The sequence below is a fragment of the Neisseria subflava genome (genome assembly GCF_003044935.1).
Lineage (GTDB): Bacteria > Pseudomonadota > Gammaproteobacteria > Burkholderiales > Neisseriaceae > Neisseria > Neisseria subflava_E.
In genome coordinates this window covers 95,860-115,339 of the sequence record NZ_POXP01000001.1, presented here as the reverse complement: position 1 = coordinate 115,339, position 19,480 = coordinate 95,860, and the positions used below count along the sequence as shown (strand labels likewise).

Below are 19,480 nucleotides of genomic sequence, written 5' to 3'. Positions count from 1 at the left end.
CTTTTTAAACAGATGGGTCGGATATTATATAGTTAACAAACACAAAGTTTAAGGCCGTCTGAACATGAAATATCAGGTTCAGACGGCCTTAAACTTTAAAACAACCATCAGCCGATATTACTAATAACTTTGTGATTATTCCCCTATTTCTAAACTGCCTATTTTTTCATCACGATTAATTTATTCTTTATTATCAAATATCAAACCAACCTATCCACAATTGGATTCACACAAAATTTGGATAACGCCCGTCAATAAAAAATATTAAGGCCGTCTGAAAAGTCTTTCAGACGGCCTTTTATCCTTTTTACTCAAACGGTTTCTTCTGCCAATAAAACTTATCCTTTTTCAAACGGCCTTGAAATATATCGCCCTGTCCCAAAGCAAACACCAACGCGCCTGACAAATCCGTTCTCAACAAAGTAATGCCGTGCGCGCGGACACGATTTTGTACGGCAACGGTCGGATGTTTGTAGGCATTGGCATAGCCGCTGGATGCCACGGCATATTGCGGCGAAACCGTATGCAGAAAGCTGCCCGACGAAGCCGTGCTGCTGCCGTGATGGCCCAATACCAACACTTGGCTATACAGCGCATTGCCGTATTTCTCAATCAAACCGGCCTCGCCCTTCACGCCTAAATCGCCGGTTATCAACAAGGCTTTGCCGTTTGCCACGACACGCAATACGCAGCTTTGGTCGTTATCTTCCTTGCCCGTATTTTCAGACGGCCTGAGCAACTCAAAATCTACGCCGTCCCATTGCCATTTGTCTTCTTGGCAAAACTCTGCATTCGGATAAAACTCAGGTTGTCCGGCAAGCAATTTATCGGTACCGACAGCCGCTACACTTTGAAAACCACCGTCATGATCAATATCATGGTGCGACAAAATCAGGCTGTCCAAACGGCGCACACCCATAGCATTCAAACTCGGCACAATACCTGTTTGCGCCACTTGCTCCGTTCCTGTATCAAACAAAAGATTGCGGTTGCGCGTTTGCACCAACACCGACAAACCTTGTCCTGCATCCATCACCGTAACTCTTGCCATCCCTTCCTCCAGCTTGGCAGGACGGTAAAACACAAAACCCAATAAAACCAGACATGCCCAAGGTTTCAAGCCCATTCCTTTGGGCAGCAATAACAGCAAAGCCGCCATCATCGCCAACACCAGCGAAGGCACAGGCGCCGCTGCGACGGCAAATTCAGGCGATACCGTAGCCAGCCATACCAAACCGCGTAAAGTATATTCCGCCAAAAATGCCGCTACCAACTGAACAAGTTCAAACGGAAAAACCGAACCCAGCAAAGCCAACGGCGTCAACACCCAAGAAAACCAAGGAATAGCCAGCGCATTAACCAACGGACTGAGCAAAGGTAACGAAGCAAACAAATAGCCCAGCAATACCACCGACAACACCGTTGCCGCCCATTGCCCCCGTACAGCCAAACGCCAGCCCGACTCTTTCAGACGACCTGATGAAGCCCAAATCAAAGCAGCAACCAAGCCGAAAGACAACCAAGTTCCCACGCCCAATACTGCCAACGGGTCCAACAGCAAAACAACGGCCAAGGCCTGCCACCACGCCGTCCAGCCCGAGCCGCCACTGCCGCGCCACCATGCCCACGCAAACGCAGCCAACATCAACACACTGCGTTGCGTCGGTACAGAAAAACCGGCCAAAAGCGCATAAAACAAAGCACCAGCAAAACCGCCAGCCAATATCCACACACGCGGTTTTGCCGGAATCCACAGCAAATAACGGAAAATTCGCTTAATCAGCCAGGCAAACAATACCGCCACCATCGTCACATGCAAGCCCGAAATGCTGACCAAGTGCGTCAACCCCAAAGGACGGAATGCCTGCCACAAAGGCGGCCGCAACGCCGATTGCTCGCCAATACTCAAAGCACGCATCAGCCCTATGCCGTCTGAAAACTCAGGATATTTGTCCGCCGTTCTCTGCCAACTCCGGCTTACCGCATCACGCATATCAGCCAAACCAAAACCACCACCTTGCCGCACGAGTTTCCTGTCGCGCCCCAAAGTACCCATGCCATCGATACCATTGGCCAAAGCCCATGTTTCACGGTTCAAACCGCGCACATTCACTTCACCGATTACCGGCCTTACCCGAGCCGATACAGACCACCTGCTGCCCACCACCCAATCGCGCCGCTGATAATCCGACAACATCAAATCAAAAACCTGCCCACGCTCATCCCAAGCCCTTGCCGCAAACTGCACGCGCCGACCATCATCACGCGGCATATCCGCCACTTCAACCATCAAAACTTTAGCCGCAGCCTCCCCCACAGGCCATTGACCAGCCAAAACCAGCCCAGTCCGCCACACACCAAACGCCATGCCCACGCAAACAGCCAGCACCAACCAAGCCACAGCAAATCTTCGACACAACGCAAGCGCGCCAATAATTACAGCCAACCAAACCCACCATGGCGGCACAAACGGCAACGCAAACGAAAGCACTACCCCAACCACCCAAGCAGGCAACACAAACCACCACGCCATGAACGTTTTCCCTTAAATTATGATTATTAGATATGTAATAATAAATGCTTTTAGTATATTATGACAAATACCAACCAGCGTTAACTGATAAAAAGAGAGGTTCAAATCATTTCAAAACTGATAGACGCAAAAAAGCGCAATCCGAAACAGATTGCGCTTTTTTATAAACTGGCACGCCCACGGGGAATCGAACCCCGGTTACCGCCGTGAAAGGGCGATGTCCTAACCGCTAGACGATGGGCGCGGAGATTCTCTGTGGCGCACCCGGAGCGATTCGAACGCCCGACCCTCTGGTTCGTAGCCAGATACTCTATCCAACTGAGCTACGGGTGCATCAAGAAAGATTTGAATTATAAAGAGAGGGCTGTTTACTGTCAAGCGTTTAATTTGGAAAACTTGCAGACAGCGTGTAAAATGCGCATTTGCTATTGAATTTACAGAGAATAAAATGTCAGATTTCGCACGCTGGCCGCTCTTATCCGAAGCATTTTCCCGTTTGGGACGACCTGTGGTCGTGGTGGATTTGGAGACGACCGGTGGAAATTTCTATCAAGACAGGATAACGGAAGTCGCCCTTGTTCGTTTTGAGCAAGGACGCGCCACACATTACGAGCAATTGGTCAATCCTTGCCGCAGCATTCCCGAATTTGTTGCCAGACTGACCGGAATTCATGATGAAACGGTGAAAAACGCGCCTGTCTTTGCCGATATTGCAGCCGATTTGTTGCCGCTGTTGCAAGGTGCAGTGGTTGTTGCACACAACAGCCGCTTTGACTACACCTTCCTGCGCCACGAGTTTGCCCGTATCCATACTGACTTTGCCGCACCCTCGCTCTGTACAGTTCAACTGTCGCGCCGCCTGTATCCTGAGTTTTACAAACACAGCCTCGACAGCATTATCGAACGCACCGGCATTCAGACGGCCAACCGCCACCGCGCCATGACCGATGTTACCGCATTGTGTGATTATCTCGAATTAAGTCTGGCAGAAAAAAATCATCAACAATGGGACGAACACGTCCGTGTATTGATGAATCCGAAAATGTTGCCCACTTGGCTGCCTGATTCGCTTGCCCAACAGCTCTATGCCCTGCCCGACAGTTACGGCGTATTGGTTTGGTTTGACCATTTCGGCAAAGCCCAAGCCATTGAAGCACATGAACGCGCATACAGTGAAACCGCTACCCTGCTGCACAGCAAAAAACTGCCGCCGCACATCAAAGCCGCAACCTCCATCCGTTTTATTCCTGCAGTCGGACAGCTCCATACATTATGGCTCAAAGCCCAGACCATGCAGGAATACCAACTGATGCCGTCTGAAAAGTCCACATCGTTTTCTACCGTCCGCTTTATCGCTGACGAACACGGCAGCCTTCAAGCACGCATTGTCTTGTTAAACAGCGGCACCAGAAATTGGCGCCCTTACGGTTTGTTTGCCCACAAAAAAGCAGCCAAACGCGCTTTGACGCAATGGTCGCAAGAACACAGACTCTGCCCGGATTCGCTCAATATTTTGCCGACCAGCTACGCAAAAGGCGAACCCTGCCCTGTCGAGGCCGTCGGAAAATGCAATGGTAACTGCCGCCAGTCAAACGGCATCAAACATCAAAATCAACGCATTACCGAGCTGGCCGCCCTACTCCCCGTAACCGATTGGGGCAAAGCGCACGAAATTGAAATTACCGAAACCGATCCCCTGACCGGAAACAGCATTACTCTGCTCTGCGCCGGCGGCGCGTTGGCATTGCCTGATGGAAGCTGGTATTTCGACAGCAGTCTGCCTCTTGTGATTAAAAACAAATTCAGGCAAGACAAGGAAAATATCCGTTTGATTGCTTAAAACAAGGCCGTCTGAAAACCAAATCTTCAGACGGCCTATTGTGAATAACTTTCCACTTTATTCTCAAAATAAAAATCTGCCTAAAATTTAATCAGAACTTATTTTTATAATAGCAATCAAATACTAAACCAATTTATACACAAGCTGTTCACACAATTTTCAATGAAAGCTGTGTATACCCAGCCCAACGAGTAAACCATGAACAACCCTGAAATCATCTTCTTTGACATCGACGACACCCTCTACCGAAAATACACGGATACCTTACGTCCTTCGGTTGCCCAAGCCATGCGCGCATTAAAAGCCAAAGGCATTTTAACTGCCATTGCCACCGGCCGTCCGGAAGCCGCCATTCCCGCCAAAGTCAAAGCCTTGATTCAAGAATGCGGTATCGACATGCTCGTTACCATCAACGGCCAATATATTTCCTTTCGCGGCAAACCCCTGCAAAGCTACCCATTGGACATTGCCGACATAGAAACCGCCATCAACCTGCTTGAACAACACAAAATAGACTACGCATTCGTCAACAACCAAGAAATTGCCGTTTCCTCCCATTCGCCGCGCGTTGTCGAAGGCTTATCGCATATCCTGCCCAACTTCCTGACGGACAAAGAATATTTCCGCAAACAGCCTGTTTATCAAATGTTGGTCTTTGTGGATAAGGAAGAAGAAAAAATCCTGCAACCCCTGACCCAACAACACGGCTTCAAATCCGTCCGCTGGCATGAATATGCTGTGGACCTGCTGCGCAAAGAAGGTTCAAAAGCACGGGGCATCGCCCACGCAGTGGAAAAACTGGGCATTGATATGAGCAAAGTAATGGCATTCGGCGACAGCTTCAACGACTTGGAAATGCTGTCAACCGTCGGCTTTGGCGTTGCCATGGGCAATGGCGAAGAAGCAGCCAAAGCTGCCGCACAATTCGTCTGCCCAAGTATCGATGAAGACGGCGTACTGCGCGGCTTGCAAGAATTGGGCGTCATTTAAACCATCAAATCAAAAGGCCGTCTGAACATTTTCAGACGGCCTTGTACGTTTTCCAGCAAGGTAATGCTTACTTCGGCAATACCAAAAAGCTAATCAGCAATTCTTTAAATACGAATCCAAACACACCCAAGCCCAAAACCAAGAAGAGCATGGCAATGCCGAATTTGCCGGCTTTGGATTCTTTACCCAAGTTCCAAACGATAAAGCCCAAAAAGATAATCAGGCCGGTGAGGAGGATTTTCATTGCCCATGAGGCGAATTCTGCTTCAGACATTATTTTTTTCCTTTTATTCTTAAGATGTGTGTTTAATTGCTTTCAGACGGCCTATTAAAATTTAAGGCCGTCTGAAATTTGTTTTTAGATTATTTGTTCAATGCTTGTTGCAAATCATCAATCAAATCGTCGATGTGTTCCAAACCGACAGAGAGACGGATCAAGCCCGGGCGGATATTGGCGGCGAGTTTTTCTTCAGGCTGCATCCGGCCGTGCGTGGTTGTCCACGGATGGGTGATGGTTGAACGCACATCGCCGAGGTTGGCAGTACGGGAGAAAAGCTCCACGCCGTCCACGACTTTCCATGCGGATTCTTGGTCGGCGACTTCAAAGCCGATGACGATGCCGCCACCGTTTTGTTGCTTGCGGATAAGCTCTGCCTGCGGATGGTCGGGCAAACCGGTGTAATATACGGCTTGGACTTGCGGCTGTTGTTGCAGCCATTGGGCGATTTTTAATGCATTGTCGAACTGTTTTTCCATACGCAGCGATAAGGTTTCTACACCGCTCAACAACTGCCATGCGTTAAACGGAGACATTGCCAAACCGCAAGAGTTGCAATACATGGCAACTTGCGTCATCAATTCTTCCGAACCGGCCAACACGCCACCCATCACGCGGCCGTGGCCGTCGATGGCTTTGGTTGCGGAAGAAACGGAAATATCCGCACCGTGTTTCAAAGGCTGAGAACCGACGGGCGATAAGAGGCTATTGTCCACCACCAAAAGCGCGCCGATGCTGTGCGCCAGTTCAGCCAGCACTTCCAAATCGGCAACTTCGCCCAATGGATTGGACGGAGTTTCCAAGAAAAACAGTTTGGTATTGGGCTTGATGGCAGCTTTCCATTCATCTACATCAACCGGCGATACATGGCTGACTTCGATGCCGAACTTGGTAACGATGTTATTGATGAAACCGACAGTTGTACCAAACAGGCTGCGGCTGGAAATAACATGATCACCGGCTTGCAAGAAGGTAAAAAACGCTGCCTGAATCGCGGACATACCGGTCGAAGTGGCTACCGCACGCTCTGCGCCTTCCAATGCGGCAATGCGTTTTTCAAAAGCGGCAGTAGTCGGATTGGCTGTACGGGTATAGGTAAAACCTTTAATTTTTTTGGAAAACAAATCTGCCGCATGTTGCGCGCTTTCCCACATGAAGCTGCTGGTCAAAAACAGCGCCTGATTGTGTTCGCGATATTCGGTCTGCTCTTTGCCGCCCCGGATGGCCAGCGTTTGCGGATGAAGTTTTTTGTTCATTTATTCTCCAATCTACTGTGTATTCCAATGGACGAAACAATATTTTCCGTCTGTTTAACTTGTTAACATTTTGCGCCGATTTCTACCATCTTTCAAGCCGAAGGCCGTGTTTCGGGCCGTCTGAAAAAACAGGAAAACCGTTTTTACTGATAAAGGCGGCCATCGTGTTTCAACCAGCCGTCAGTATGCCGGCCTGCCGGATCATGATGCGTCCAATGGATAACGCCGCCCTGCTCCGACCATTCATATTCACCGTAAAACGCTACTTTATCACCTTTTTTCAAGCCTTTGATTTTATCGGCCAAATCGATATTATGCGCCACCAAAAGCGTTTGACCGCTGGAAAGCTTCAAGATAAAGCGTTGATGGCGCGTGCCTTTGTTGTCATCCGGGAGGGTTTTCCATACCGTACCCTCGCCCTCAACCTGAATATCGCTTTGCTCGTTTTCAAACGCCTGTTTCAAAACCGCTTCGGCTGATTCTTTGCCTGAACCGATTTGCTGCTGAGCCGTATCGGCATTCTTTTTACCCGCATTATTTTGTTTTTGAACAGCTTCTATTTTCTGCTGATTCTGCGATTGTACCGGCTGCTTGTTTTGCATTTTGTTATAGGCAAATACGGCAACCAAAGCAATCAGCAATACAATGATTTTATTTTTATTCATAACAATCTCAAAAAAAATGCCCGATTCTGCATCGGGCATATCAACTATTTAGAAAGGATATTTATCACGAAAACGTGAGCCGCCATTATACACGCTTCGCAAAATTTTAAGGGAAATTTATGCCAAAGGCCGTCTGAAACTTTTCAGACGGCCCAGATACTCAACGGCGGTATTTCATTTCAGTCTTCATATCGTCCAAAATACGTTTGACGTTGTGTTCCAATACATCCTCCACCAAGCCCGGCGCCTGCTCGTTCAGCATTTGCTGCAACTGGTAAGTGAACAAGGCCATTTGTTTTTGCACGGCAATCCGAATCATGCCGTTGACTGCATCGGCCACATGGGGGCGCAAACGCTTAATCAGACGCTCGGTCAAATCTTTTTCAGAAACGCAGAATACTTCCCGACGGCCAATCGCCTGCGGGTTCAATACATTGATATGGACATTAATGGCCGGTTCTTTTTCAAGTCCGTCTGAAACCGCCTCTTCAGCCGCTTCCGTATCATCATTTTCCGGTTTTTCAGTTTCTTCCACTTCAGGCACATCAAAATCTACGGCACCTGATTTCGGATTCAGTCTGACGGTGCGGGTCGATTCGATATGACGCTCTGAAGCCGCGGCCTGCAATGCCGATTGCGCGCTCAACCAGTTATCCTGCAAAACCACCATTGCATCGGTTTCCACTGCTTCGCCATCGTCAGCCAAAGCAGTATTGTGTTCCAGCTGCCAACGATACAAATACTCTTCCAATACTTTTTCACGATTGTCAGCATCCAGTTTATATTCTTTTTTAGGCGCGGTTTTAGGAGCAGCTTCTACAGCGTCGTCCGATTTTTTAACCAATGGCGCATGAGTCGGCGCGGTATTAAATTGTCGTGCCTGACGCAATCTTTCCAGGCGTTTTTCCCAATTCAGGTCTTCTTCCTCGAGGGCTGTGGGGTCAAGACGGTTGTTTTCCATAATCTCGTTTTTTCATTTTTATTGTGAACCGTATTTCAAACCTAAAATTACTTGAAATACGGCCAATGGTTGGACATATCCGGCAAGCCGGCGCAAGCGTCACATTTTAATATTAATTCGCTATATAATCACTATTTTATTTAATACTCAAGGATACATCATGAGCAGCATCGAACAACGCCTCGAATATCTGGAAGAGGCCAACGACGCTTTGCGTATGCAAAACCACGTCCTCGCTACCGCGCTGAAAGGCCTTATCCGCTCCCTGCCCTCCGACATGGCCAACGATGCCGTAGAATCCATCCAGCTTGCCTTTGAAGACGCGTTGGCGGAATTGAGCTATGAAGACAGTCCGCACACCGACCTCTTCCATGACGTAACCTACGCATTTTTCCGAGAAAAAGACCACTGATTTCGGCTAGTTTGTTCACAAAATTATGCTAAACTAAGATTTTATCCGTTAACATTTTATTAAGAAAGCACATATCATGAACATGAAAAAATGGCTGGCCACTGCCCTCGCTTGTTCCGCCCTTGCCCTGACTGCCTGCGGCGGTCAAAGCAACAATGCCTCTGCTCCTGCCGATAAAGTGTACCGTGTCGGCTCCAACGCCGAGTTTGCCCCATTTGAATCTTTGGATTCTGCCGGCAAAGTGGAAGGTTTTGACGTAGATTTGATGAATGCCATGGCCAAAGCCGGCAACTTCAAAGTCGAATTCAAACACCAGCCATGGGAAAGCCTCTTCCCTTCTCTGAACAACGGCGACGTGGACATCGTTATGTCCGGCGTAACCATCACTGACGACCGCAAACAAAGCATGCTCTTCAGCGATCCATACTTTGAAATCACTCAAGTTGTCCTCGTTCCAAAAGGCAAAAAAGTGGCTTCTTCCGAAGACCTGAAAAACATGGCCAAAGTCGGCGTGGTAACCGGCTACACCGGCGACTTCTCCGTTTCCAAACTCTTGGGCAACGACAATCCGAAAATCGCCCGCTTTGAAAGCGTTCCCCTGATTATCAAAGAATTGGAAAACGGCGGTTTGGATTCCGTCGTCAGCGACAGCGCGGTTATTGCCAACTATGTGAAAAACAACCCGACTAAAGGCTTGGATTTCATCTCCCTGCCTGACTTCACCATCGAAAACTACGGTATCGCTGCACGCAAAGGCGACGAAGCAACCATCAAAATGTTGAACGATGCGCTGAAAAAAGTACGCGAAAGCGGCGAATACGATAAAATTTACGCCAAATACTTTGCTAAAGAAGGCGAAAAAACCGAAGCAGCCAAATAATCCGGTTTGACTTCTTAAACTAAAGGCCGTCTGAAAACTTTTCAGACGGCCTTTAATCTGGTTAACGCCATTAAACGCAAGCGTCCCCTATAATCCGCTTGTTTTTATCTTTCAAATGAAAGACACACCATGATCAAACCCATCATCCTCAGCCTCGCTGCCGCAACCGCTTTGGCCGCCTGCTCCGCTTCTGAAAAACAAGAATCTCCTAACCTCGGCGCAGCCAATCCGGCTTCCGAATTCTGCGTCAAACAAGGCGGCAAATCCGAAATCAAAAGAGACAAAGACGGCAACGAATACGGCGTGTGCCACTTGCCTGATGGTAAAGTCGTTGAAGAATGGGAATATTTCCGTCAACACAACAAATAATTACTCAATCATAGAAAAGGCCGTCTGAACCCAAGTTTCAGACGGCCTTTTCTTTTAAACAGCGATTATTTTACTTCCAATTTGGTCACGCCACCCATATACGGTTGCAACGCAGCAGGAACATTAATGCTGCCGTCGGCATTTTGATGGTTTTCCAATACCGCCACCAAAGTACGGCCGACAGCCAAGCCTGAGCCGTTCAAAGTATGTACCAAACGGTTTTTACCGTTTTCATCTTTGAAACGCGCTTTCATGCGGCGAGCTTGGAAATCTTCGCAGTTGGAGCAGCTGGAAATCTCACGATAAGTATTTTGCGCCGGAACCCAAACTTCCAAGTCGTAGGTTTTAGTTGCGCCGAAACCCATGTCGCCGGTACACAAAGTGATCACGCGGTATGGCAGTTCCAACGCTTTCAAAATATTTTCAGCGTGGCCGACCATTTCTTCCAGCGCTTCGTATGATTTTTCCGGGTGAACGATTTGCACCATTTCCACTTTGTCGAATTGGTGCTGGCGAATCAAACCGCGCACGTCTTTACCGTATGCGCCCGCTTCGGAGCGGAAACATGGGGAATGCGCAGTTAATTTCAACGGCAAATCACTGCCGGCCACGATGCTGTCGGCAACAGTATTCGTCAGCGTTACTTCGGCGGTCGGAATCAGATATTGCGTTTTTTTGCTCTCGTCGCCGCCGCGGGTAACGTGGAACAAATCTTCTGCAAATTTAGGCAGTTGACCCGTACCTTGCAGGGTCAGGTCATCCACAATGTAAGGCGTGTAATGCTCGGTATAGCCGTGTTGCAGCGTGTGCGTGTCCAGCATGAATTGCGCCAGTGCGCGGTGCAGACGGGCGATTTGACCTTTCATCACGGTAAAGCGCGCGCCGGACAGTTTCGCACCGCCTTCGAAATCCAAGCCCAAAGGCTCGCCCAAATCAACATGGTCTTTGATTTCAAAGTCAAATTCGCGCGGCGTGCCGACTTTGCGGACTTCAACGTTTTCAGTTTCGTCTTTACCGACGGGCACGCTTTCGTGCGGCAGGTTCGGAATGCTCAGCAGCCAAGCATCCAATTCCTTCTGAACGGCATCCAAATCGGCGGCAGCCTGCTCCAAATCCGCCTTGATTTGAGCAACCTGATCCATCGCAGCTTGAGCCTCTTCATGTTTGCCTTGGCCTTTCAACGCGCCGATCTGCTTGGAAATACTGTTGCGCGAAGCCTGCAACTCTTCTGTTTTCACTTGAACGGCTTTGCGTTGCTCTTCCAAAGCGTTGAAACGCGCGGTATCAAACTCGTAACCGCGTGCAGCCAAACGTTCGGCAACTGCGGCGGTATTGCTGCGGAGCAATTGGATGTCTAACATTGTTTTCTCTCGTTAAGATTCAGAATGGCATTATTGTAAACCAATTTAAAGATATTTTCACAGCGATAGGCCGTCTGAGAACAAAAAACGCCCCTGCAAAAGCAGGAGCGTTTTTAAGAATTCTGGCACGCCCACGGGGATTCGAACCCCGGTTGCCGCCGTGAAAGGGCAGTGTCCTAGGCCTCTAGACGATGGGCGCGTAACCGAAGCGCGAACTATACAGAAAGCCTTTTCTTCTGTCAACGCTTTTACTGCTTTTTTAAAGATGCTGCCGATTTCCGTATGTTATTTTCCCTGTATAATGCCGGTTTTAATAAAAAGGAAAACTCGCCATGTGGTTTAAGCAAATCAGTTTTTATCCGCTAAACAAAGACAAATTGCCCGAATTGGAAGTCCTTGCCGACAAATTGGCGCAATCCGAATTTGCCCATTGTCAGGGTTTGGACTGGTTTAGCGAAGGCTTTGCCACGCCGGTTTCCTTTTCGCCCGAGCTGGTTTTCCCTGCCGATTACACTTGGCGCGTTGCCCTGAAAAAAGAAGAAAAAGTCCTGCCTGCCGGCGTGATCCGCGATATTTTGGATGAAAAGGTTTTGGAAATCCAAAACAACGAAGCGCGCAATGTCGGCCGTAAGGAAAAACAAGAGCTGAAAGAGCAGATTACCGACGACCTGCTGCCCCGTGCTTTTACGCGCAGCAGCCGCACACAGGCGATTTTCGATACGCGCCACGGGTACCTTTTGGTCAACAATGCCGCATCTGCCAAAGCGGAAAACATCCTGACCAAACTGCGCGAAGCCTTGGGCGGTTTGGAAGCAGCCCTGCCCAACACCAAAAAATCGCCCTCCTCCCTGATGACCAGCTGGCTGCTGCAAGGCCATTGCGAAGGCGGTTTTGAATTAGACAGCGACTGCGAACTCAAAGGCGTAGGCGATGTTGTTCCGGTCGTCAAAGTTTCCAAACAAGACCTGACCGCCGATGAAGTGGTACAACACGTCAAAAATGGCAAAACCGTTACCCAGCTGGGCTTGGTATGGCGCGAACAAATCGCGTTCATCCTCACCCAAGACTTTACGCTCAAACGCATCCAGTATCTGGACGTTTTGCAAGAAGAAGCCGAAAGCAACGGCGACGATGCAGCCAGCCTCGCCTTTGCCTCACAAATCCTGATGACCGAAGCCATCAGCACCATGTTGGAAGAACTGGTTTCTTATTTAGGCGGCTGGCAAGAGTAATTTTTCAGACGGCCTTTCGATTGGGAATATCAAAGGCCGTCTGAAATATAAATAGAAGTATCAGAAAGGATGTCATGATGTTGGGCGCAGTCATTGGCGATATTGCCGGATCAAGATTTGAGTTTGACAACTACCGTCACATCGATTTCGATATTTTCAGCCCCGACAGCGACTTTACCGATGACACGATTTGCACTGTTGCCATTGCCGATTGGGTTTTACAAGGCTGCAACGATCATTTGGCCTCTATTTTACAAGGCTGGTGTAGGGCATATCCCTGCCCCAAAGGCGCATATGGCGGCCGCTTCTCACAATGGATAGAATGGAAAGATCCTGCACCTTATAATAGCTGGGGCAACGGCTCGGCCATGCGTGTTTCTGCCGTTGGTTGGGCATTTGCCACATTGGAAGAAACCCTGCATTTTGCCGAACAATCCGCCGCCGTAACGCACAACCACCCGGAAGGTATTAAAGGCGCGCAAGCCGTAGCTGCCGCCATTTTTTGGGCGCGTATCGGTATAGGCAAAGCGCAAATCAAAGAAAACATTACACGACAATTCGGCTACGACTTGAGCCAAAGTTGCGACCAAATCCGCCCGCATTATCATTTCAACGAAAGCTGTCAGGAAACCGTACCTCAAGCGGTTACCGCCTTTCTTGAAAGCGATGATTTTGAACACGCCATCCGACTGGCAGTTTCCTTGGGCGGAGACAGTGATACCTTGGCGGCCATTACCGGCAGTATTGCCGAAGCCTGCTATGGTATCCCTACATCTATGCGCGAACACGCTTTAGCCATATTGCCACGCCGTATTGCTGAAACCCTGCTGACTTTTGAATCCCAATATCAGGCCGTCTGAAACTGCCTGCAAAAAGGAATGAATGATGAAATACCTCGCCCTAGTCCCTATCGCCTTCATGCTGGGTACGCCTGCCATTGCTGAAACCATCAATCCTTATCAGGAAAAAGGTTGCGCTTATGATGGCGATGTCGGCAAAGATGGTAAACCATCCGGCAAAGGTACATGGAAATGCCAAGACGGCCGCAGCTATGTCGGAGCCTTTAAAGACGGAAAATTTGACGGCAAAGGCGTATATACCGTTTCCAGCAACAGCGAGACCTTTATCGAACCTTTCTCCTCCAACAGCGCCAAATTACGCAATATGACGCTGGAGGGCATGTTCAAAAAAGGCAGGGCGCACGGAAACTTTACCGCCTCCCAAAACGGCACACCAGTCTTCATCATGAAATGCGAAGACGGTATGATTAAAGAAGTCAAACTGCCTAAGAAATCTGCTTCCAAAACCAAATAAACAGCCTTTCAGACGGCCTTATCCAGCTTTTAGGCCGTCTGAAACATCAATGAACAAGCCCGCCTAAAGGCTGTTGTGTTGATTTTAAAGAATTTCCAAACAACCCTTACCCCAGGACAACCACCATGAGCATTAAATCCGACAAATGGATACGCCGCATGGCCGAAGAACACGGCATGATTGAGCCGTTCGAGCCCAACCAAATCAAAGAGGACAACGGCCAACGCATCATTTCCTACGGCACATCCAGCTACGGCTACGACATCCGTTGTGCTAATGAATTTAAAATCTTCACCAATATCAACAGCACCATCGTTGATCCAAAAAACTTCGACCCAAAAAACTTCGTTACAGTCGAAGACGACTGTTGCATCATTCCGCCCAACTCCTTTGCACTGGCGCGCACAGTCGAATATTTCCGCATCCCGCGCAACGTCCTAACCGTCTGCTTGGGCAAATCCACCTATGCTCGCTGCGGCATTATCGTCAACGTTACCCCGTTCGAGCCTGAATGGGAAGGCTACGTTACGCTTGAGTTTTCCAACACCACCCCCCTGCCTGCCAAAATCTATGCCGGCGAAGGCGTGGCCCAAGTCTTGTTCTTTGAAAGCGATGAAGTCTGCGAAACTTCATACAAAGATCGCAACGGCAAATACATGGGACAAACAGGTGTTACCCTGCCCAAGACCTAATATACAAAATAACAAAAGGCCGTCTGAAGTTTCAGACGGCCTTTTGTTATTTTATTTAGAAACGGCGTTTCAACTTACAAGCCTGCAAGATATGAACGGCGAGTTCTTCCACAGATTTATCGGTTGTATTGGTAAACGGCACACCGTGGCGTTTGAACATATTTTGCGCATCGGCAATCTCGCTGCGGCAAGTATCGATTTTGGCATAAGTCGAATTAGGACGGCGCTCCTGACGGATTGCCTGCAAGCGTTCAGGCTGAATGGTCAAACCAAACAGCTTGTCTTTATAAGGTTTGACCATACGCGGCAAATCGGTCGATTCCAAATCATCGGGAATCAATGGATAGTTTGCAGCGCGGATACCGTATTGCAGGGCCAGATAGAGACAGGTCGGCGTTTTGCCCGAACGGGACACGCCCATCAAAATCACATCCGCTTCCTGCAGGTTTTTATCGCTGACGCCGTCATCATGATTCAGTGAAAAATTGACCGCCTCCATACGCGCATCATAGCGTTGGGTATTGCCGATACTGTGGTGCCCCTGCCGGGCGGCAACCGCCTCCGTATTGAGTTCCTTTTCCAAAAGACCAAGAAAGGTTTCAAAGAAATTAATATGGAACGCATTGGCTTTCTTGATGATTTCACGGATTTCGTCATTGACCACACTGACAAAAGCAATCGGGCGCACGCCGAATTTTTCAGCTGACTGGTTGACTTTGTCTACAACAGCACGCGCTTTTTCAGGCGTATCGATAAACGGATAGGTATGGCGTTTGAACTCAACATTGCCAAATTGGTTCAGCAAGGCTTCACCAATATTTTCAGCAGTCAGGCCGGTTCGGTCGGAAATATAGAAGACTTGGCGTGGATCAGTCATAATGAATCCTCTTGAGGGTAACGTTTCAGACGGCAATCATAGCAGTTACAGCCTTTGCAATAAAGCGACTCCCGTCAGATTACACAGGATTACAACAAATTTGAACAATTTTAAAATTGGCACAAAATTTTATTTTTTGCTATTTTGTAGAATTTTATTCTAAAATTGCAAAATAAATCTTATTTATCAAATTTATTAACTTATTTTGTTTTCCATATTTAACAAGAAGATAACACGTAAAAACATGAATCTAATATTCATATTTCAGAAGGCTACACGCCTGAAAAGCACAATATCACAGACGAATTTGTGATTTTTAAAAAGATAAAACACATGACAGCCATCAAACGAATGGCTACAATAAGCAGGCGGATTTGTTTCTTTTTTAACATTTTTTGGATTGGATTGGACACACAAATGGCCGAAAACTACGTTATTTGGTTTGAAAACCTGCGTATGACTGACGTTGAGCGAGTGGGCGGTAAAAATGCCTCTTTGGGCGAAATGATCAGCCAACTGACTGAAAAAGGCGTGCGCGTTCCCGGCGGTTTTGCAACCACAGCCGAAGCTTATCGTGCTTTCCTGGCTCACAATGGTCTGAGCGAGCGTATTTCCGAAGCCCTGAAACAACTGGATGTTGAAGACGTTGCTGAATTGGCACGCGTGGGTAAAGAAATCCGTCAATGGATTTTGGATACCCCGTTCCCTGAGCAACTGGATGCTGAAATCGAAACAGCTTGGAACAAAATGGTTGCCGATGCCGGCGGTGCGGACATCTCCGTTGCCGTACGTTCTTCTGCAACAGCAGAAGACTTGCCGGACGCTTCTTTCGCCGGCCAACAAGAAACCTTCCTGAATATCAATGGCTTGGATAACGTTAAAGAAGCGATGCACCATGTATTCGCTTCCCTGTACAACGACCGTGCCATTTCTTACCGTGTCCACAAAGGCTTCGAACACGACATCGTTGCCCTTTCTGCCGGCGTACAACGCATGGTGCGCTCTGACAGCGGTGCCTCCGGTGTGATGTTCACCATCGATACCGAATCCGGTTACGACCAAGTCGTTTTCGTTACCTCTTCTTACGGCCTGGGCGAAAACGTCGTACAAGGCGCGGTAAACCCTGACGAATTCTATGTATTCAAACCTACTTTGAAAGCAGGCAAACCGGCTATCCTGCGCAAAACCATGGGTTCGAAACAAATCAAAATGATTTTTACCGACAAAGCCGAAGCCGGTAAATCTGTAACCAACGTTGATGTACCTGCAGAAGACCGTCAACGCTTCTCCATTACCGACGCCGAAGTAACCGAGTTGGCTCATTACGCGCTGACCATCGAAAAACACTACGGCCGCCCAATGGACATCGAATGGGGGCGCGATGGTTTGGATGGCAAACTCTACATCCTGCAAGCACGCCCTGAAACTGTAAAATCTCAAGAAGACGGCAGCCGCAACCTGCGCCGCTTCTCTATCAACGGCGAAAAAGTTGTCTTGTGCGAAGGCCGAGCTATCGGTCAAAAAGTTGGCCAAGGTAAAGTTCGCTTGGTGAAAGATGCTTCAGAGATGGATTCCGTTGAAGCAGGCGACGTACTCGTTACCGACATGACCGACCCGGATTGGGAACCGGTAATGAAACGTGCTTCTGCCATTGTTACCAACCGTGGTGGCCGTACCTGCCACGCAGCGATTATCGCGCGTGAATTGGGTATTCCGGCTGTTGTAGGTTGTGGCGATGCTACCGACCTGCTTTCAGACGGCCAAGAAGTTACCGTATCTTGTGCCGAAGGCGATACCGGCTTCATCTACTCCGGCCTGCTGGACGTACAAGTTACCGATGTTGCTTTGGACAACATGCCTAAAGCCCCTGTCAAAGTGATGATGAACGTTGGTAACCCTGAATTGGCATTCAGCTTCGCCAACCTGCCTAGCGAAGGCATCGGCTTGGCACGTATGGAATTCATCATCAACCGTCAAATCGGTATCCATCCTAAAGCCTTGTTGGAATTTGACAAACAAGACGACGAATTGAAAGCGGAAATTACCCGCCGCATCGCTGGCTACGCTTCTCCTGTCGACTTCTATGTCGATAAAATCGCAGAAGGTGTGGCAACTTTGGCTGCTTCGGTTTATCCACGCAAAACCATCGTCCGTATGTCTGACTTCAAATCCAACGAGTACGCTAACTTGGTAGGTGGCAGCATCTACGAACCGCACGAAGAAAACCCAATGTTGGGCTTCCGTGGTGCAGCGCGTTATGTTGCTGACAGCTTCAAAGACTGCTTCGCACTCGAGTGCAAAGCCTTGAAACGTGTCCGTGACGAAATGGGTTTGACCAACGTCGAAATCATGATTCCATTCGTCCGCACTTTGGGTGAAGCCGAAGCTGTTGTCAAAGCCCTGAAAGAAAACGGTTTGGAACGCGGCAAAAACGGCCTGCGCCTGATCATGATGTGCGAGTTGCCAAGCAACGCTGTATTGGCAGAACAATTCCTGCAATACTTCGACGGCTTCTCCATCGGCTCTAACGACATGACCCAGCTGACCCTCGGCCTCGACCGTGACAGCGGTTTGGTATCCGAATCCTTCGACGAACGCAATCCTGCCGTTAAAGTGATGTTGCACTTGGCAATCTCTGCCTGCCGCAAACAAAACAAATACGTCGGCATTTGCGGTCAAGGCCCGTCAGACCATCCGGACTTTGCCAAATGGCTGGTTCAAGAAGGTATCGAAAGCGTATCGCTCAACCCTGATACCGTGATTGAAACTTGGCTGTATTTGGCTAACGAATTGAACAAATAAGTTCGATGAGACCAAAATCCCCTGCCCATCTATCTCGGCAGGGGATTTTTATTGCCTTATTCAATGCCGTCTGAAAGAACTTTCACGTTCTTTTACCTTTTCAAAAAAGTCCCCTTGCATCAAAAAGATATAGAAATATTCAGCCTTATCTACAAATTCTCAATGGTACTATATTGCCTTTCCGCATTTTATCCCATGCCTTTTGAGTGAACCTTTTTTCACTCTTCCTATCTATCATATACAGTATAACGATACCTTTAGAAACAACTCATGAATACAAATTTTATTTCCACCTTTCAGACGGCCTTAAAACGTCTGGCACTCATCAGCACCATTGCCGTCTTAGCAGCCTGCGCCGGCAACAACACTTCTTCCAACCGCGCCGTACCCGACGGCTACTACAAAGTCCGTCCCGGCGATACCCTGACCCAAATCGCCAAACGGTACGGACAAAACGTCAATACATTGGTTGCATGGAACAACCTTCCCAACGCCTCACAAATCGAAGTCGGCCAAGTATTGCGCGTCCGCCGTCATGTTGCCTCCCGCAATACTGCTACGCAGCAACGCCAAGCAACCGCCGTTACCCCGATCAATCGGTTAAGTTTGCAATGGCCGACCGATAACGCCTCATCTTCCATTATCCAACGATACAACGGCACAACCAGCAAAGGCATAGATATTGCAGGCACACAAGGCCAACAAATCCGTTCCGCCGGAGCCGGTACCGTTATCTACGTTGGCGAAGAAGTCCGCGGCTACGGCAAGCTAATTTTAATCAGCCACAACGACTACACCATTACCGCCTATGCCCACAACGACACGCTTTTAGTACAAAAAGATCAAAAAGTCCAAGCCGGCCAAGTTATCGCCACCATGGGCAGCAGCGATACAGACAGCGTCAAGCTGCATTTTGAAGTTCGTCTAAACGGCAAAGCAGTCGATCCCCTGCCTTATTTGACCAGAACAAATTAATGTCCCAATCAAAAGGCCGTCTGAAATACTGTTATTTCAGACGG

At 48.6% G+C, this 19,480-nt stretch carries 18 protein-coding genes and 3 tRNA genes; 11 read left to right on the top strand and 10 right to left on the bottom strand.

Going from position 1 to position 19,480, the window contains the following annotated elements; all coding sequences use genetic code 11:
• Window positions 1-307 precede the first annotated feature (307 nt).
• The 3 genes from DBY95_RS00540 to DBY95_RS00530 form a co-directional block, all read right to left on the bottom strand.
• Window positions 308-2,533, bottom strand: coding sequence for a DNA internalization-related competence protein ComEC/Rec2 (locus DBY95_RS00540; protein WP_107723007.1), 2,226 nt, complete (start codon window positions 2,531-2,533; stop codon window positions 308-310).
• A gap of 169 nt (window positions 2,534-2,702) precedes the next feature.
• Window positions 2,703-2,777 (bottom strand) — tRNA-Glu (locus DBY95_RS00535).
• A gap of 12 nt (window positions 2,778-2,789) precedes the next feature.
• Window positions 2,790-2,866 (bottom strand) — tRNA-Arg (locus tag DBY95_RS00530).
• A 115-nt stretch (window positions 2,867-2,981) separates the two neighbouring features.
• On the opposite strand from DBY95_RS00530, the gene DBY95_RS00525 reads away from it, so the two are divergent.
• Window positions 2,982-4,373 carry a 3'-5' exonuclease family protein gene (locus DBY95_RS00525; protein ID WP_049332047.1) on the top strand — a complete coding sequence of 464 codons (1,392 nt, stop codon included), beginning with the start codon at window positions 2,982-2,984 and terminating at the stop codon, window positions 4,371-4,373.
• A gap of 198 nt (window positions 4,374-4,571) precedes the next feature.
• Window positions 4,572-5,363 (top strand): Cof-type HAD-IIB family hydrolase, encoded by a 792-nt coding sequence (locus DBY95_RS00520; protein ID WP_107723006.1) that lies wholly within the window; start codon window positions 4,572-4,574, stop codon window positions 5,361-5,363.
• 67 nt (window positions 5,364-5,430) lie between these two features.
• On the opposite strand, the gene DBY95_RS00515 is transcribed toward DBY95_RS00520, so the two are convergent.
• The 4 genes from DBY95_RS00515 to DBY95_RS00500 form a co-directional block, all read right to left on the bottom strand.
• A complete protein-coding gene (locus tag DBY95_RS00515) occupies window positions 5,431-5,637 on the bottom strand; it encodes a DUF2788 domain-containing protein (RefSeq protein WP_003747401.1) in 207 nt (68 codons plus the stop codon).
• Between the two features lie 89 nt (window positions 5,638-5,726).
• Window positions 5,727-6,896 (bottom strand): O-succinylhomoserine sulfhydrylase, encoded by a 1,170-nt coding sequence (metZ, locus tag DBY95_RS00510; RefSeq protein ID WP_107723005.1) that lies wholly within the window; start codon window positions 6,894-6,896, stop codon window positions 5,727-5,729.
• 143 nt (window positions 6,897-7,039) lie between these two features.
• Window positions 7,040-7,600 (bottom strand): DUF3465 domain-containing protein, encoded by a 561-nt coding sequence (locus tag DBY95_RS00505; protein WP_107723004.1) that lies wholly within the window; start codon window positions 7,598-7,600, stop codon window positions 7,040-7,042.
• 121 nt (window positions 7,601-7,721) lie between these two features.
• On the bottom strand, window positions 7,722-8,522 hold the full coding sequence (locus DBY95_RS00500; protein ID WP_107723003.1) for a hypothetical protein: 801 nt from the start codon (window positions 8,520-8,522) through the stop codon (window positions 7,722-7,724).
• A 160-nt stretch (window positions 8,523-8,682) separates the two neighbouring features.
• Here DBY95_RS00500 and DBY95_RS00495 point away from each other — a divergent pair, with 160 nt between their 5' ends.
• From DBY95_RS00495 to DBY95_RS00485, 3 genes are all read left to right on the top strand, one after another.
• A complete protein-coding gene (locus DBY95_RS00495) occupies window positions 8,683-8,934 on the top strand; it encodes an NGO1151 family protein (RefSeq protein WP_003680526.1) in 252 nt (83 codons plus the stop codon).
• A gap of 76 nt (window positions 8,935-9,010) precedes the next feature.
• Window positions 9,011-9,814 (top strand): basic amino acid ABC transporter substrate-binding protein, encoded by an 804-nt coding sequence (locus DBY95_RS00490; protein WP_049347925.1) that lies wholly within the window; start codon window positions 9,011-9,013, stop codon window positions 9,812-9,814.
• A gap of 129 nt (window positions 9,815-9,943) precedes the next feature.
• Window positions 9,944-10,183, top strand: a complete 240-nt coding sequence (locus DBY95_RS00485; protein WP_107723002.1) for a putative hemolysin — start codon at window positions 9,944-9,946, stop codon at window positions 10,181-10,183.
• 65 nt (window positions 10,184-10,248) lie between these two features.
• Here the strand turns inward: DBY95_RS00485 and serS are convergent, their stop codons facing one another.
• Together serS and DBY95_RS00475 are read right to left on the bottom strand one after the other, a co-directional pair.
• Window positions 10,249-11,544, bottom strand: coding sequence for a serine--tRNA ligase (gene serS, locus DBY95_RS00480; RefSeq protein WP_107723001.1), 1,296 nt, complete (start codon window positions 11,542-11,544; stop codon window positions 10,249-10,251).
• A 123-nt stretch (window positions 11,545-11,667) separates the two neighbouring features.
• A tRNA-Glu gene (locus tag DBY95_RS00475) sits at window positions 11,668-11,743 on the bottom strand.
• 133 nt (window positions 11,744-11,876) lie between these two features.
• On the opposite strand from DBY95_RS00475, the gene DBY95_RS00470 reads away from it, so the two are divergent.
• The 4 genes from DBY95_RS00470 to dcd all read left to right on the top strand — a co-directional run bounded on the left by DBY95_RS00470 (window position 11,877) and on the right by dcd (window position 14,782).
• The gene (locus DBY95_RS00470) at window positions 11,877-12,776 is read left to right on the top strand and encodes a recombination-associated protein RdgC (protein ID WP_107723000.1); all 900 of its coding nucleotides are present in this window, start codon (window positions 11,877-11,879) and stop codon (window positions 12,774-12,776) included.
• 77 nt (window positions 12,777-12,853) lie between these two features.
• A complete protein-coding gene (locus DBY95_RS00465) occupies window positions 12,854-13,636 on the top strand; it encodes an ADP-ribosylglycohydrolase family protein (RefSeq protein WP_107722999.1) in 783 nt (260 codons plus the stop codon).
• 22 nt (window positions 13,637-13,658) lie between these two features.
• Window positions 13,659-14,090 carry a hypothetical protein gene (locus DBY95_RS00460; protein ID WP_107722998.1) on the top strand — a complete coding sequence of 144 codons (432 nt, stop codon included), beginning with the start codon at window positions 13,659-13,661 and terminating at the stop codon, window positions 14,088-14,090.
• A gap of 125 nt (window positions 14,091-14,215) precedes the next feature.
• Entirely contained in the window at window positions 14,216-14,782 is a 567-nt protein-coding gene (gene dcd / locus DBY95_RS00455; protein ID WP_107722997.1) for a dCTP deaminase, read from the top strand.
• A 55-nt stretch (window positions 14,783-14,837) separates the two neighbouring features.
• Here the strand turns inward: dcd and ppsR are convergent, their stop codons facing one another.
• Window positions 14,838-15,659: a posphoenolpyruvate synthetase regulatory kinase/phosphorylase PpsR gene (gene ppsR / locus DBY95_RS00450; RefSeq protein WP_036491303.1), complete on the bottom strand. Its 822-nt coding sequence runs from the start codon at window positions 15,657-15,659 to the stop codon at window positions 14,838-14,840.
• A 417-nt stretch (window positions 15,660-16,076) separates the two neighbouring features.
• Between ppsR and ppsA the strand changes: the two genes are divergently transcribed.
• Complete coding sequence (gene ppsA / locus DBY95_RS00445) at window positions 16,077-18,461, top strand: phosphoenolpyruvate synthase (protein ID WP_107722996.1); 2,385 nt, start codon at window positions 16,077-16,079, stop codon at window positions 18,459-18,461.
• A 270-nt stretch (window positions 18,462-18,731) separates the two neighbouring features.
• Window positions 18,732-19,436, top strand: a complete 705-nt coding sequence (locus DBY95_RS00440; RefSeq protein ID WP_107722995.1) for a peptidoglycan DD-metalloendopeptidase family protein — start codon at window positions 18,732-18,734, stop codon at window positions 19,434-19,436.
• The last annotated feature ends 44 nt before the right edge of the window (window positions 19,437-19,480 follow it).